We start from the raw sequence: 15,128 nt of genomic DNA, 5'->3' as shown, positions 1-15,128 counted from the left end.
CTACGGCGATTTCGCAGAAGGGGTTCATCGACATCTTGACGTTGGCCAGGTCAACACCGGAGTTGTCCGCCTTGACGCGAACCTTGACGTTGTAGTCAACGACCCGCTTAACCGCTACAAGTACCTTCATGATTGCCTCATTCAATGTGTAGCCAAAACAGGGCCGGCCATAATCGTGACTATAAAAAGAGGATCGTTCACGATCAGACCAGATGGAGCCCGACGTTCAAAAGCTCTCTATCATGACTTTCCACGCACAGGTGGTCAATAGGAGCAATTCGACTAAAGGTCTAATAAACGATCAAAACGCCATCTTAGCGTTGGAGCGCAAAACACGGGCTGTTATACTCCGCGGCTTAATCGATCATGGCAGATCAACAAAGAATCGATACATGTGACGGGCCTAGAGTTAGGAGAGAGATAGTGGAACGCGAATTCATGGAGTTTGACGTTGTCATCGTAGGTGCCGGCCCCTCTGGCCTGGCAGCTGCATGTCGAATCAAGAAACAGGCTGCTGAAGCCGGTCAGGAAATCAGCGTCTGTGTCGTAGAGAAAGGTTCCGAAGTCGGCGCCCACATTCTCTCCGGTGCCGTATTCGAGCCGCGCGCCCTGGAAGAACTGTTCCCCGATTGGAAAGAGCTTGGCGCTCCGCTGAACACCGCCGTCGTTCGCGATGACATCTATATGCTCACCAGCGAAGAGAAGGCAACCAAGCTGCCTGACATGCTCGTTCCCAAGACCATGCACAACCATGGCAACTATATTATCTCCCTCGGCAACCTGTGCCGCTGGCTGGCCGAACAGGCCGAAGGCCTGGGCGTAGAGGTATATCCGGGCTTTGCTGCCCAGGAAGCCCTGATCGATGAGAACGGCGTTGTTCGCGGCATCCTGACCGGCGATCTGGGCGTTGACCGTGAAGGCAACCCGAAAGACGGGTTCTACACCCCCGGCATGGAACTGCGCGCCAAGTACACCCTGTTCGCAGAAGGCTGCCGCGGCCACATCGGCAAGCAACTGATCAAGCGTTTCAACCTGGATTCCGAAGCCGACGCCCAGCATTACGGTATCGGCATCAAGGAAATCTGGGACATCGATCCGGCCAAGCACCAGCAAGGTCTGGTTGTTCATACCGCCGGCTGGCCGCTGGACATCGTCGGTACCGAAAACACCGGTGGTTCCTTCCTGTATCACCTGGAAAACAACCAGGTAGTCGTTGGCCTGATCATCGATCTGTCCTACTCGAACCCGCACCTGTCGCCGTTCGACGAATTCCAGCGCTACAAGCATCACCCGGTCATCAAGCAGTACCTGGAAGGCGGCAAGCGCGTTGCCTACGGTGCACGCGCCATCTGCAAGGGCGGCATCAACTCGCTGCCGAAGATGGTCTTCCCGGGCGGTGCTCTGATCGGTTGTGACCTCGGCACTCTGAACTTCGCCAAGATCAAGGGCAGCCACACTGCCATGAAATCGGGCATGCTGGCGGCTGACGCTATCGTCGAGGCCCTGCAGGCTGGCCGCGAAGGCGGTGACGAGCTGACCAACTACGTTGATAGCTTCAAGTCCAGCTGGCTGTACGAAGAGCTGTTCGCAGCGCGTAACTTCGGCCCGGCAATCCACAAGTTCGGCCCGCTGTTCGGTGGTGCGTTCAACTACATCGATCAGAACTGGTTCGGTGGCAAGATTCCGGTCACCCTGCACGACACCAAGCCGGATTACGCCTGCCTGAAGAAAGCCTCCGAAGCGACCAAGATCGACTATCCCAAGCCGGATGGCGTACTGAGCTTCGACAAGCTGTCTTCGGTCTTCATGTCCAACACCAACCATGAAGAAGACCAGCCGATCCACCTGACGCTGAAAGACCCGAGCATTCCGCTGGAGAAAAACCTGCCCCTGTACGACGAGCCGGCACAGCGTTACTGCCCGGCTGGCGTATACGAAGTTGTCAGCAATGACGATGGCAGCAAGCGCTTCCAGATCAATGCGCAGAACTGCGTACACTGCAAGACCTGCGACATCAAGGACCCGTCCCAGAACATCAACTGGATCGCGCCGGAAGGCACCGGTGGCCCGAACTACCCGAACATGTAACGCGCAAGCGCTGCAGCGGCAAGCACCAAGCCGCACCCAACAAAAAACCGGCTTTGGCCGGTTTTTTGTTATCAGGCAGAGCCAGTCAGGTCATCACGTCGCTGGTTGCACGTCAGACAAGATCTCTCACCTGACCTTGCGCACCCTCCTCTTGCGGCAATACATCCACCGCCACACTGAGGCTGTGGTCGCCGCCCCCGGTCATGACTCCCTTGAGCGGCGTAACATCCGCAAAATCCCGGCCCCAGCCGAGAATGATATAGCGCTCATCCGGTACGCAGCCGTTGGTCGGATCCAGCTCCAGCCAGCCCCAGCCGGGCACAAATACCGCGAGCCATGCATGGGTGGCATCGGCCCCCAGCAGCTTCTGCTGCCCAGGCGGCGGCAACGTTTCCATATAGCCGCTGACATACCTGGCTGCGAGCCCGAGGGAACGCAGACAACCTATGCCCAAATGGGCAAAGTCCTGACAGACACCGCGCTTGCTTGCCAGCACATCCTGAAGCGGCGTTGCCAGTGTGGTGAACTCCGGATCGTAGGTGAACTCACTGAAGATGCGTTGATTCAGCTCCAGTACGGCATCGACCAGATTGCGCCCCGGGGTAAAGCTGCTGCGTGCATAATCGGCCAATCCCGGACTCTGAAAGATAAACGGCGAGTCAAGCACATACAGGCGGGCATCCAGAGCATCGCGATTGGTTTGTCGCGGATCGTGTCTCAGCTCCTCGGCCGCCTGCTCCCAACTGATACTGGAAAAGATATCGGCGCTGGCCCGGGGATGGGTAACAATTTCACTGGTGACCGTTACATCAAGGCTTTCGTGCAGCGACTCGATCGAGAAGTACACCACCCGATTGCCGAAGAAGTCGATGCGCTCCCTCATCCGATCAGGGATAGGCGTGATTACCAGTTGGGTGTTGCTGCAGTCCTGCCAGGGCAATACCCGGGGCAGGATGCGCGCTTCGTTGTGACTTAGCGTCACAGCGCCGCTGTACTGATAATGCGTGGTATGCCGCAACAGATATCTCAACGTGGAGACCTCGATTCAGGGCTGGCCAGTGTAGTGCATACTTACCAGCTGGCGGGGAGCTTCAACATGACTAAAGTGGCTATGCGAGAGCGCGTTGGACAATTCAGACATAGGTTCTATCAACTGATCCAGCAGGTTGCTCAAGGCCTCCCGCGCAGCGGGCGAGCCTTCCAGGTCGGTCAGGGTCTCAATATCGACCAGGTGCAGGCAACTGGTCGCCTGAATGATCAGCCGCTGCTCCAGATTGCGATAGGGCGAGCTACCCGGTGAGGGTAGCTTGGCAATTTGTCGACCCAGACGCTTGAGCATGTAGCCGACCGAGCGCGGATTGGTTTCATCAAACAGCAGCAGGTCGAGAATGGCCAGCGGGTGCAGCTGCGAGCGATAGCGACGCCGGTACACCGTCAGGTTGTCGGTCGTGGCCAGCACCACCTCCCAGAGTGGAATACCCGGTTCATCGGCATCCAGCAGGGCCAGCTTCAGCAACTCCAGTGACCCCAGTGTGCGCTCGATAAAGCGGCCAATGTCGAGGAAACGCCAGCCGTAGTGATGCGGCATGGTTTCGTTGCACAGGCCGAAGAATGCAGCAAGGTCCAGCACCATCGCTTCCAGATGGCGCTGCCCTACCACGACACCTCGCGTTCGCGACATACTATTAAAATGCTGCCGCAAGCTGTTGATCGCGCGCCAGGTGTCGTCGCCCAAATGATCGCGCACCGCCCGGCTATTGCGCACAAAGTGGGCAAAGATGGCAGGCAACCCGTCGGGCAGGTCATCAGCAAACAGCTGCAGCAGACGATCACGCGTTACGATATATTCACGCGGAAAGCGGCTGTTGGCAGGCAGGCTTTCGTCCGCAAAGGCTTCCGGATCGACGGCAATATCCAGCGCCCGCAACAGGTCCGGCATCAGTTGCGAGCCACTCTCCTGCCGGTCATCCTGCAGCAGCCGGGCGAGCGCCTCGCGCAGCAGACGGCCGCGAATATCCAGCCGCTCGCCATAGCGCCCCATCCAGAACAGACTCTCGGCAACACGACATGGCAGGTCCTTGCCGTCACGGGTCACGACAATCGGACCCAGCGCCTGCCGCAGCAGACTGATGTGCGGCTGCGGCACCGGTGCTGTGACCCAGACATCCTTTACCAGGCGGCTTTTCATCAGCGGCGCGCCTGGCTCCCCGACCCAGGCAAGGCCACCTGGCATCACCCGATAATTGCGTTCATTGACCGGCTTGGTCAGATCATCAGGCTCTACCAGACTGAAGAATCTCAGCGTGGCGCTCTGGCGCTCGAAGGTCTTGGTCTGCGGATTGAACCCCGGCGCTACCGCAGGTGCGATGTGTCGCTGAGCGGTAAACAGATACGGATGGCGCTCCATGCTGATGCGCAGGTCACGCAACGCCTCAAGCCCCATCTGGTCAGCGCGATAGAGTCGCCCCGGCTTGCTGATATCACGCAGAACCCAACCATCGAGTTCAGCGCGTACCTGCGCCAGTGCAGCCGGATCTCCGCACCACAGGGTTTCCCGGCATGGCAGCAGCAGCTCTTCCCCCAGCAGCTCACGGCACAGGCTCGGCAGAAAGGCCAGCAGGCCGGGATGCTCCAAAATACCGGCACCCAATGCATTGGCGATATGCACGTTTCCGCAGCGTGCGGCCTGCAACAGCCCCGGCACCCCCAGCAACGAGTCGGGGCGCAGCTCAAGCGGGTCACACCACGGATCGTTGATCTGCCGCAGGATGACATCCACCTGCTTCAGGCCACCCAGGGTGCGCATGGAAACCTGGCCGTCGCGCACCACCAGGTCATCGCCCTCGACCAGCGAGAAGTTCATGTAATTGGCCAGCCAGGCATGCTCAAAGTAACCGGGGCTACCCGGGCCTGGCGATAGCAGAACGATATTCGGCTGCTCTCGGTGTGTGCTGGCCAGGCTGGCCAGGCAGCGATGCTGAGCCTGCAGAAAGCCCGCCAGCCGTTTGATCGGCGCATCGCGGTAGAGACTGGGCAGCGCGCGGGCCAATGTGATGCGGTTCTCCAGCGCGTAACCCGCGCCACCTGGCGATTGGGTCCAGTCAGCCAAGACCTGCCACTGCCCCAGACTATCTCGGATAATGTCGGTACCGTGGAAAATCAATAGCGGTCGCTCCACCTGCGGCGGATCGTCAGCGGCGGAAAACAGAAACCCGGGATGGGTGTAGATCAACTCGGGGGGCAAGAGGCCTTCACTGATGATTCGCCGGGCACCATAGAGGTCGTCAAGAATATGCTCCAGCAGGCGACTGCGTTGTTTCAGCCCAGCCTCCAGTACATCCCATTCCTGAGTGGGAATGACCCAGGGCACGCAATCGAGTTGCCAGGACCGCAACTGACCCGGATCGTCCTCGTAAGGATTGAAGGTGACGCCATTTTCATGCAGCAGGTTCTGCGCTTCTTCCGAGCGAGCAGCCAGCACGTCGGGCCCGAGCTGGACAATATCATCCAGCACGCCTTGCCAGTGAGCGCGCGGCTGCTGGTTGTCGCTCAGCAACTCGTCATGTCCGTCATGCCCTGGATAGTCCCCGAGAATGGCATTGACTGCGGGGTCCAGATTGGCGAGGTGTTGCATGGAGCGGTTCCTGGTTCAGGCTGAGGTCAGCCGAGTGTGCTGGGTGACTGACGATTATAAACCAGAGCTGCCAACGACAGCGCGGCGCAAATCCAGGGTGTGCGGATACTCCTGCCCCGGCGCCTGCCGCACCTCCCCTGCCTTGCCCTGACTATGACCATAGCTCCAGAACCGCGCCATGCGCCGCGCCTCAGCCTCATTGGCGTTAACCGGGAAATGCTCGTAATTGCGGCCAGCCGGATGCACCACATGGTAGGTGCAGCCTCCAACCGAGCGGCCGTTCCAGTTGTCGATCAAGTCAAACACCAGCGGCGCCTGGACACTGATCATCGGATGCAGCGCGGACGGTGGCTGCCAGGCGCGGTAACGCACCGCGGCTACCAGTTCGCCCGGCACGCCGGTTGCCTGCAGCGGCACCTTGAAGCCGTTGCAGGTCAGCTGATAGCGAGCCGGATTGAAGTCATGCACCTTGACCTCCAGCCGTTCGACCGAGGAATCCACATAACGGGCGGTGCCACCACCGGCAACCTCCTCCCCCAGCACGTGCCAGGGTTCAATCGCCTGGCGCAGCTCGATGCGGGTATCTCCGTATTGGACCTCACCCGCATGCGGGAAGCGGAACTCCAGAAACGGCGCGAACCACTCGTCACGGAAATCGAACCCGTGGGCACGCAGGTCGCGCAATACATCGCACAGATCACGCCACAGATAATGCGGCATCATCCATTTGTCATGCAGCGCTGTACCCCAACGCGCCAGCGGCTGGCGGTAAGGCTCGGCATAAAAGCGGGCGACCAGCGCTCGAATCAGCAACTGCTGCATCAGACTCATGCGCGCATGCGGCGGCATTTCAAACCCGCGTAACTCCAGCAGCCCGAGCCGGCCGGTCGCGCTGTCGGGCGAATACAGCTTGTCGACACAGAACTCGGCGCGGTGGGTGTTGCCGGTAATATCGGTCAGCAGGTTGCGCACCAGGCGGTCAACCAGCCAGGGCTGCGGTACCTCGCCGGACGGCATCTGCGCCAGCGCAATCTCCAGTTCATACAGCGCCTCATGCCGGGCTTCATCAATCCGTGGTGCCTGACTGGTCGGGCCAATAAACATGCCGGAAAACAGGTAAGACAGGCTCGGATGGTGCTGCCAGAAGGTCAGCATGCTCGCCAGCAGGTCCGGCCGGCGCAGGAAAGGTGACTCGGCAGGCGTGCGACCACCGAGGGTGACATGGTTACCGCCGCCGGTGCCGGTGTGGCGGCCATCGAGCATGAACTTCTCGGTACCGAGCCGCGTCAGTCGTGCTTCCTCGTAGAGAGTCTCGGTATTGCGCACCAGCTCAGGCCAGCTGGCCGCGGGCATGATGTTCACCTCAATCACCCCTGGGTCCGGAGTGATCATGAATTTCTCGATGCGGTTATCCGATGGGGGGGCGTAGCCTTCGATGCAGACCGGCAGATTCAGCTCGGCGGCGGTGTGTTCAACAGAAGCCAGCAGCTCCAGGTAGGACTCCAGCCGAGCCAGTGGCGGCATGAAGACAAACAGCTTGCCGTCACGCGGCTCAATGCACAGCGCGGTGCCGATAACGCCGCAGTCGATCAGCTCCGGCCGCTGTTCCTGCCAGTCCTGTCCGGCTGCAACGTGGTGAAGCGAACCCTCCCCGTCGGCGTACATTGCACTGTAGCGGCTGGCCACTTCGCCATGCAGGTCTGCCAGCGGCGCCTGCTCCTCGAACAGTGACGTCGGCTGCGGCTCCTCGCGGCGGGCGATCGGCAGCGCCGACAGCGGCAACCGCAGGCCCATCGGTGAATCGCCGGGCACCAGATAGAGCTGCTCGCGACGCAACGGCCAACTGCCGCTGAGCCAGCCGCCCTGCGTCGCCGCCAATGGCAGCGTGTAGCCGACCGTCGCATCCAGGCCGCGCTCCAGCAACCGCGCAAGGCGCAGACGGTTGTCATCGTCCTTGAGGTCTTCGCCGCGCAAATCGACGTCAATCGGTTGCGTGCGCTCCAGCCAGAGGTAATAGTAGGCATCCTCGAAACAGGGGATCAGATGCGAGTCCGAGACGCCAAGGCGCCGTGTCAGCGCCTGCGCAAACTGCAGCGCCTTGGCATCGTCCACGCCGTAGTCCCGATCCATGTCGGCCAGCCAGCGGTCGTCCCGCCACATGGGCTTACCGTCGCGGCGCCAGTAACACGCCAGCGCCCATCGCGGCAGTGGCTCACCCGGATACCATTTTCCCTGTTGATAATGAATCAGCGACTGGGGCGCAAAATGCGGGCGCAGACGCCGTAGCAAGGTCTCGGAAAGCCCTCTTTTGGTTGGCCCCTGGGCAGCAATGGTCCATTCTGGTGCATCCATATCATCAATGGAGACAAAGGTTGGCTCGCCGCCCATGGTCAAACGTACGTCCAGCGCCTGCAACTGCGCATCTACCTGTTCACCCAGCGCGAGAATCTCTGCCCACTGATCTTCAGTGTACGGTTTGGTTACACGGGGATCTTCGTGCACCCTGGTGACGCTCATATCGAAGGAAAACGTCACCTCGCAGGGCTCGGTTGCACCGCTAATGGGCGCGGCGCTGGCAGGCTCTGCCGTGGCGGCCAGCGGCAGATGCCCTTCGCCAGCCAACAGGCCCGAGGTTGGATCCAGCCCTATCCAGCCTGCTCCAGGCACAAACACCTCGGTCCAGGCGTGCAGGTCTGTGAAATCGGTTTCGGTACCGGACGGACCGTCGAGCGCCTTGACGTCGGCCGTCAGCTGAATCAGATAGCCTGAAACAAAGCGCGCTGCCAGCCCCAGATGACGGCAGATATGCACCAGCAGCCAGGCCGAGTCACGGCACGAACCGCTGCCCAGTGTGAGCGTCTGCTCCGGGCTCTGCACACCGGGCTCCATACGAATCATGTACTGAATATCGTCGGCCAGCCGCTGATTCAGACTGACCAGAAAATCGGTGATCGAACGCTCACTCTGGTCTACCGAAGCCAGCCATCTGGCCAGTTTCGGCCCCGGCTTGTCGGTCTCCAGATACGGCGCCAGCTCCTTTTTAAGCTCATTTCGGTATGCGAACGGAAAGTGCTCTGCGTACTCCTCGACAAAGAAATCAAAGGGGTTGATCACCGTCATTGGTGCAATCAACTCTACCTCGATTCCGAGGCTGGTCATCTTCTCCGGGAACACCAGCCGCGCAACGTGGTTGCCAAATGGATCCTGTTGCCAGTTGATGAAGTACTCACCTCCGCTAACCTTGAGGCTGTAGGCATCAACTGGCGTGCGGCAGTGGGGTGCGGGACGCAACCGGATGAGATGGGGCGCAACCGAAATCGGCTTGTCGAACTCGTAGTGGGTTTCATGCCGGAGTGCAACGCGAATAGTCATGTTCCGTTATCCCATCAATGTATGCGGTCAATCCATCCAGCCGGTCAACGAAGCAATGGCTGTGCCAATCGGCGAGCGTCCTATTTTGTTAACACGGTTGGGTGACAATTATTCGAGTGCACCCAGCGCCCCATGCCCTGATCCGGTGCATCTGGTATGGCAATTGCAAGTTGCAGAGTATCCCTTCCCCTGGCGGACAGAGTAGCTGAATGAGCAAAGTAAACTGGGACGATTACACATCCAAAGGCTTCTACGATGAGCTGATAAAGGCACCAGGGCAGCCGCGACCGGAGGCGGAGCTGCTGTGCCAATACCTCGCCAACCTCGATGCCCGCGAGCTGAGCGAACACAAGACGGCGGCTGAAGTTGCCATCCAGCTGATGGGCATCACCTTCACTGTCTACACCGAAGGCAACATGATCGACCGGGCCTGGCCCTTCGACATCGTGCCGCGCATCATCCCGCTGGCCGAATGGCAAAAGACCGACGCCGGACTCAAGCAGCGGGTGCAGGCGCTCAACATGTTTATCGACGACCTTTACCACGACCAGAAGATCGTCAAGGACGGCGTGGTGCCGCGCGAGGTGCTGGCCCAGTCGGTCAACTTCCGTCCGCAGTGCGTCGGCATCTCCACGCCGCATAACGTCTGGGCACATATCTGCGGCTCGGACCTGGTGCGCGACAAGGACGGCACCCTCTACGTGCTGGAAGACAACTTGCGGGTGCCGTCAGGTGTGTCGTACATGCTTGAGAACCGCAACGTCACCAAGCGCGTGATGCCCGACCTGTTCGCCACCGGCCAGATTCAGCCGGTCGACGACTACACCGCGCAGTTGTACGACATGCTCGCGTCACTCTCGCCCCGTCCCGGCGACGACCCGTGCATCGTCATTCTTACACCCGGCATATACAACTCCGCCTACTACGAGCACTCCTACCTTGCCCAGCAGATGGGCGTGCAGCTGGTTGAGGGCACGGATCTGGTGGTTGGCGACGACGACTGCGTCTACATGCGCCGCATCGACGGGCTGGCCCGGGTCGACGTGATCTACCGCCGGGTCGACGACATGTTCATCGACCCCGAGGTGTTCAACCCCGAGTCCATGCTCGGCGTGCACGGCCTGATGCGCGCCTGGCGCAAGGGCAACGTGGCACTGGCCAATGCGCCGGGCGCCGGCGTGGCCGATGACAAGGTGATCTACGCCTTCGTGCCCAAGATCATCGAGTACTACCTCGGCGAGCAGCCGCTGCTGCCGAATGTACCCAGCTACCTGTGCATGTTCGAGGAAGACCGCAAATACGTGCTGGATAACCTCGACAAGCTGGTGGTCAAGCCCGCCAACGAGTCCGGCGGCTACGGCATGCTGATCGGCCCGCACGCCAGCAAGAAGGAACGCGACAAATTTGCCGAGCTGATCAAGGCAGACCCGCGCAACTACATGGCGCAGCCAACCCTCAGTCTTTCGACCTCGCCGACCCTGTGCGGCAACAACCAGATGGAGCCACGTCACGTCGACCTGCGGCCGTTCATCCTGTCCGGGGAGTCTACCTGGGTTACCACCGGCGGCCTGACCCGGGTCGCACTTACCAAGGGATCGCTGGTCGTCAACTCCTCTCAGGGCGGCGGCAGCAAGGACACCTGGATCGTAGACCTGGCGGGGAACTGACCAATGCTTTCACGAGTTGCCGAAAACGTTTACTGGATGGCCCGCTACCTCGAGCGCGCCGAAGATACCGCTCGCCTGCTGAGTGTGAACAGCCACCTGTTGCTGGACCTGCCGCGCGCAACCAAGCTCGGCTGGTCCGAAATCATCGCCATTACCGGCAATGACGAATTGTTCGACGAGTTCTACCCCACTCGTGACGAAGCCAGCGTGCTGTCGTTCATGTGTGGCGACCGTCGCTATCCCGGCTCGATCCTCAGCTCGCTGGCCGCCGCGCGGGAGAACCTGCGCACCACCCGCGACGTCATCCCGCGGGAGATTTGGGAAGAGGTCAACCAGCTGTACCTGAGCGTTAAGGAGCAGGTTGGCTCAGGTATCACTCCGCGCCGGCGCGATGCATTTTTGGGCCGGGTGATCCGCAGCTGTCAGACCGTCAACGGTCTCATTGAAGGTACGCTCAGCTATACGCCGGTGCGCTCCTTTCTGATCGTCGGACGACAGCTCGAACGCGCAGATATGACCACCCGCATCATTGATGTGCGCTCGGCCAATCTGCTGCCGCGCAGCGCAGAAGACCTCAAGCCCTTCGAGACCTTGCAGTGGATGAGTGTGCTCAAGTCACTGACCGGCTACCAGATGTACCGCCAGCATGTGCGCCTGCGTATCCGCGGGCCGGACGTGCTCAGTTTTCTGCTCCAGGACCGGCTATTCCCGCGCAGCGTCGCCTGCTGCATGGACCGTCTGGCAGAAGCGCTGCAAGGTTTGCCACGTCATGAACTGGCACTGAAGGAAGTCGAAACCTGCCGGCAGGACCTGAGCAAGCCGGACGTAACGCTGCTGGCTGCAGAACCGGATCAGTTGCACGCCTTTGTCGATGAAATCCAGATCGATTTCGACGACCTGCACGCGGCCATCAGCCAGACCTATTTTGCCCAGCAGGAGCTCAATCAGAGCCAGAGTCAGAGCGGGAGCTGAGGGCACCCGCCGCCGAGAGTTCAACACTTCGGCGGCGGGACACCTCACTCAGGCAGCTACGATCGGGATCAGGCGCGGGCGGGTCGGATTGGACGGTAGCGGGGGCAAGCCGTGAGCGGCTCTGGCGCGCTGACAGTCCGGGCTGTCCAGCCCGTTTTCACCGTGAAAGGGGAAGTCACGGCAAGGACTAGGGCGTTTCTCGTAGATACTGCAGCGAACGCCCTCACCGACCGTTCCCATCAGACCCACACAACGCGGCTGGGGCTGATTGGTGCCCTGCATGCAGGCACGGTACGGTGTTATCTGTTCAGTAAGCTGGGTGGGTACGTCACCCCCTGGGGCACTGTCAGTTTCTCCCCAGTAAAAAGACACCCTGAATGTGGCGCAACAGGCACCGCAGTTCAGACAGGGCGAATGGTCGCTCATTTCATCGCAATCCTCATGCTGCTCCGGAGCGCGTTTTTTACTCCGCGCCGCGTCGCCGCACAAGAGCCCGGAGACAGCGCCCCGAACTTTATTTTGTAACCACCATCACGACGCTGGATGGCAGACCATTTGGCCGCCGCAGCGCTTTCTGCTTCGCCGCCGGACAGGCTACTATCGACGGCTCACGAACAAGACGGATAGATCCATGGCAAACAGCAACTGCATCGCCGGCGTTGACCTGGAACGGCTCTCACGCATCGGCACTCACCTGCAATCGGCCTATATTGACGCAGGCAAGCTGCCCGGCGCTCTGACTCTGGTGGCGCGCCGTGGCCAGGTTGTCTATTGCGAAGCACAAGGGCTGAGAGACGTGGAGCGCGGCCTGCCGGTCGAGCGCGATACGCTGTTCCGCATCTACTCGATGACCAAGCCGGTCACCTCTGTTGCCCTGATGCAGCTGTACGAACAAGGTCGCTTTCTGCTGGATGACCCGGTCCACAAGTACATCCCCAGCTGGAGCAACCTGCGCGTCTACAAGACCGGCAGCCATCCGCAGATTCTGACCACCCCCTGCGAGCGCCCCATGACCATCCGTGACCTGCTGACCCACCAGTCCGGTCTGACCTATGGCTTCATGAATCGCACCAACGTCGACGCCGCCTACCGGGCGCTCAAACTCGACGGCGGCCCCGGCCTGACCCTCGACCGTCTGATCGACGAACTGTCACGGCTGCCGCTTGAGTTCTCGCCCGGCACGGCCTGGAACTACTCGGTGGCGACAGACGTCTGCGGTTATCTGGTGCAAGTACTGTCGGGCATGAGCCTGGACGACTACTTCAAGCGCCATATCTTCGACCCGCTGGAGATGAGCGACACCTTCTTCACCGTCCCGGCCGATCGCATCCCGCGCTTCGCCGCCTGCTATCAGTTCCAGCCCGGCGGCAGCTTCAGTCTGCAGGATGACCCTCAGGATTCCAGCTTCACCAAGGCCCACGGCTTTCTCTCCGGCGGCGGCGGTCTGGTCTCGACCATCGACGACTACTACCGCTTTGCCCAGGCACTGGCCAACGGTGGTGAACTGAACGGCGCCCGCATCATCGGCCGCAAGACGCTTGAATTCATGCGCATGAACCACCTGCCCGGCAACCAGGATCTGCCCGGTGTATCCGTCGGTTCCTTCAGTGAAACGCCCTACGAGGGCAGCGGATTCGGTCTCGGCTTTTCAGTCAAGATCGACGTCGCCAAATCGCAGACCAACGGCTCCGTCGGCGAATACGGCTGGGGCGGCATGGCCAGTACCAACTTCTTCGTTGATCCGGTTGAGGATCTGTTGATGGTGTTTATGACCCAGCTGATTCCGTCGTCGAGTTATCCGGTAAGGCAGGAGTTGCGGGCGATCATCAATGGCGCGTTGGTGGATTGAGGTTTGCAGGCTGCTTTGCCGTATGGCACCGGCGCCGCTGGATAGTCTCAACCCATTGCAGTTCGTCGTTAAGGCTGATTGCCAAGCTGGCAGGTGATTCGTTTTTCGCCTTCACGGCGAGTCAGGGGAAATGCTTGCCCATTTCCCCTAACGCCCCCTGGGGCACCCCGGCTGCGCGGCCCTTCGGGTTCGCTGCGTTGCTCGGGCCAGCGGGGGCCGGCAGAACTCGGCTCTTCGAGCCTCAAACAGGCTGCCGTCCTCTGTCCCGCCGGCCCTGCGCTACTCGCCCGCGCAAACGGGGACTTCTAGTCCGCGCTACGACATAGGTTTGCGTAGGGGCGCGGCATGCCGCGCCCGACTCACACGAACACCAATCCGTCACCTAATCGTCACACTCCCCTGCCACCATCGGGCTATCCCACGCCCGAGTGCATCATGAGCGACGCGCAACACCTGATCCAACGTCACCTCCCAGAGCACACCCAGCTCGAAGCCTTGTTGCATCAGGCGGCACGTCATCTGCGCGTTACCACCCCACTCAAGGTGCCTGTCAACGGTCTGGATATCCCAATCCGGGTGATTGAACTCGGCAGCCGCTCACCGCAGGCACCGGTTATCGGCTTTTTTGGCGGCGTACACGGGGTTGAACGGATCGGCACGCAGGTGCTGATTTCATGGCTGCACAGTCTGGTCAACCGGCTGGACTGGGACGATCAGCTGCGCGAGCAGCTTGAGCGCGTGCGGCTGCTGTTCATGCCGATGATCAACCCCGGCGGGATCTGGCATCACCGGCGCAGCAACCTCAATGGGGTGGATTTGATGCGTAACGCGCCGGTCGATGCGATGGGGCCGGTACCCTGGCTGGTAAGCGGGCATCGCATCAGCAGGCGTCTGCCGTGGTATCGCGGCAAACTGGGCGCCCCGATGGAAGCCGAGTCGGCGGCGGTGGTCAGCGTCGTGCAGCAACGGATGCTGTCAGCCCCCTTCGCAATGAGTGTCGACTGCCACAGCGGCTTCGGTCGCCGCGACCGGCTCTGGTGCAGTTACGCACGCAGCCACAAGCCGATTGAGCACATCGCCGAGGTGCTGAGCCTCAAGCAGCTGTTCGAGCAGACCTACCCGCACCACCACCCGTATATCATCGAGCCGCAGTCGATCAACTACACCACCCACGGCGACCTCTGGGACTACCTCTACGACCACGGTCTGGAACACCACCCGCAAAACCTGTTCCTGCCCTTTACCCTGGAAATGGGCTCCTGGCTGTGGGTGCGCAAAAATCCTCGGCAGATGTTCGACTACTTCGGCTATTTCAACCCGGTCATCAGCCATCGCAAGCGCCGGGTCCTGCGCCAGCATCTGCCGTTGTTCGAGTTTCTTACCAACGCCACCCGCTGCTGGCAAAACTGGATTCCAGCTGCTCGGAACCGCGATCTGCTCACCCGGCAGGCAATCGACCTGTGGTTTGTCGACAAGCCTTAACCATCCCGTCGTCAGCCTGTCACACCACACTGCCACCCTTCTGCCCCAGCCCAAAAATCATCAG

At 60.7% G+C, this 15,128-nt stretch carries 9 protein-coding genes and 1 pseudogene; 5 read left to right on the top strand and 5 right to left on the bottom strand.

Annotated features, from left to right (window positions below):
• Positions 1-130, bottom strand: a pseudogene (locus B7O88_RS17035) (electron transfer flavoprotein subunit beta/FixA family protein); the annotation flags it as partial.
• A 293-nt stretch (positions 131-423) separates the two neighbouring features.
• Here B7O88_RS17035 and B7O88_RS17030 point away from each other — a divergent pair.
• A complete protein-coding gene (locus tag B7O88_RS17030; protein ID WP_088277884.1) occupies positions 424-2,088 on the top strand; it encodes an electron transfer flavoprotein-ubiquinone oxidoreductase in 1,665 nt (554 codons plus the stop codon).
• 112 nt (positions 2,089-2,200) lie between these two features.
• Here B7O88_RS17030 and B7O88_RS17025 read toward each other — a convergent pair whose 3' ends face one another.
• From B7O88_RS17025 to B7O88_RS17015, 3 genes are read right to left on the bottom strand one after another with little or no spacing between them, the layout of a single operon-like run.
• Entirely contained in the window at positions 2,201-3,118 is a 918-nt protein-coding gene (locus B7O88_RS17025; protein WP_088277882.1) for a transglutaminase family protein, read from the bottom strand.
• Positions 3,119-3,133: 15 nt separating this feature from the next.
• Complete coding sequence (locus B7O88_RS17020) at positions 3,134-5,722, bottom strand: circularly permuted type 2 ATP-grasp protein (protein ID WP_088277880.1); 2,589 nt, start codon at positions 5,720-5,722, stop codon at positions 3,134-3,136.
• Positions 5,723-5,776: 54 nt separating this feature from the next.
• The gene (locus B7O88_RS17015; protein ID WP_088277878.1) at positions 5,777-9,094 is read right to left on the bottom strand and encodes a transglutaminase family protein; all 3,318 of its coding nucleotides are present in this window, start codon (positions 9,092-9,094) and stop codon (positions 5,777-5,779) included.
• Positions 9,095-9,303: 209 nt separating this feature from the next.
• Between B7O88_RS17015 and B7O88_RS17010 the strand changes: the two genes are divergently transcribed.
• Positions 9,304-10,761 carry a circularly permuted type 2 ATP-grasp protein gene (locus B7O88_RS17010; RefSeq protein WP_088277876.1) on the top strand — a complete coding sequence of 486 codons (1,458 nt, stop codon included), beginning with the start codon at positions 9,304-9,306 and terminating at the stop codon, positions 10,759-10,761.
• Between the two features lie 3 nt (positions 10,762-10,764).
• Positions 10,765-11,733 (top strand): alpha-E domain-containing protein, encoded by a 969-nt coding sequence (locus B7O88_RS17005; RefSeq protein ID WP_088277874.1) that lies wholly within the window; start codon positions 10,765-10,767, stop codon positions 11,731-11,733.
• Between the two features lie 48 nt (positions 11,734-11,781).
• Here the strand turns inward: B7O88_RS17005 and B7O88_RS17000 are convergent, their stop codons facing one another.
• On the bottom strand, positions 11,782-12,159 hold the full coding sequence (locus B7O88_RS17000; RefSeq protein ID WP_088277872.1) for a YkgJ family cysteine cluster protein: 378 nt from the start codon (positions 12,157-12,159) through the stop codon (positions 11,782-11,784).
• Positions 12,160-12,364: 205 nt separating this feature from the next.
• Between B7O88_RS17000 and B7O88_RS16995 the strand changes: the two genes are divergently transcribed.
• Together B7O88_RS16995 and B7O88_RS16990 are read left to right on the top strand one after the other, a co-directional pair.
• On the top strand, positions 12,365-13,582 hold the full coding sequence (locus B7O88_RS16995) for a serine hydrolase domain-containing protein (protein ID WP_088277870.1): 1,218 nt from the start codon (positions 12,365-12,367) through the stop codon (positions 13,580-13,582).
• 435 nt (positions 13,583-14,017) lie between these two features.
• Positions 14,018-15,064: a DUF2817 domain-containing protein gene (locus B7O88_RS16990; protein ID WP_088277868.1), complete on the top strand. Its 1,047-nt coding sequence runs from the start codon at positions 14,018-14,020 to the stop codon at positions 15,062-15,064.
• Positions 15,065-15,128: the final 64 nt, after the last annotated feature.

This window comes from Halopseudomonas aestusnigri, from assembly GCF_002197985.1.
GTDB classification, from domain to species: domain Bacteria; phylum Pseudomonadota; class Gammaproteobacteria; order Pseudomonadales; family Pseudomonadaceae; genus Halopseudomonas; species Halopseudomonas aestusnigri.
The sequence above is the reverse complement of the archived record's forward strand: the minus strand, read 5'-3'. Positions and strand labels throughout refer to the sequence as shown.

Coding starts and splice junctions, on each gene's coding strand:
- B7O88_RS17020 (WP_088277880.1), bottom strand. CDS start 5,722: ATGCAACACCTCGCCAATCTGGACCCCGCAGTCAATGCCATTCTCGGG.
- B7O88_RS17015 (WP_088277878.1), bottom strand. CDS start 9,094: ATGACTATTCGCGTTGCACTCCGGCATGAAACCCACTACGAGTTCGAC.
- B7O88_RS17010 (WP_088277876.1), top strand. CDS start 9,304: ATGAGCAAAGTAAACTGGGACGATTACACATCCAAAGGCTTCTACGAT.
- B7O88_RS17005 (WP_088277874.1), top strand. CDS start 10,765: ATGCTTTCACGAGTTGCCGAAAACGTTTACTGGATGGCCCGCTACCTC.
- B7O88_RS17000 (WP_088277872.1), bottom strand. CDS start 12,159: ATGAGCGACCATTCGCCCTGTCTGAACTGCGGTGCCTGTTGCGCCACA.
- B7O88_RS16995 (WP_088277870.1), top strand. CDS start 12,365: ATGGCAAACAGCAACTGCATCGCCGGCGTTGACCTGGAACGGCTCTCA.
- B7O88_RS16990 (WP_088277868.1), top strand. CDS start 14,018: ATGAGCGACGCGCAACACCTGATCCAACGTCACCTCCCAGAGCACACC.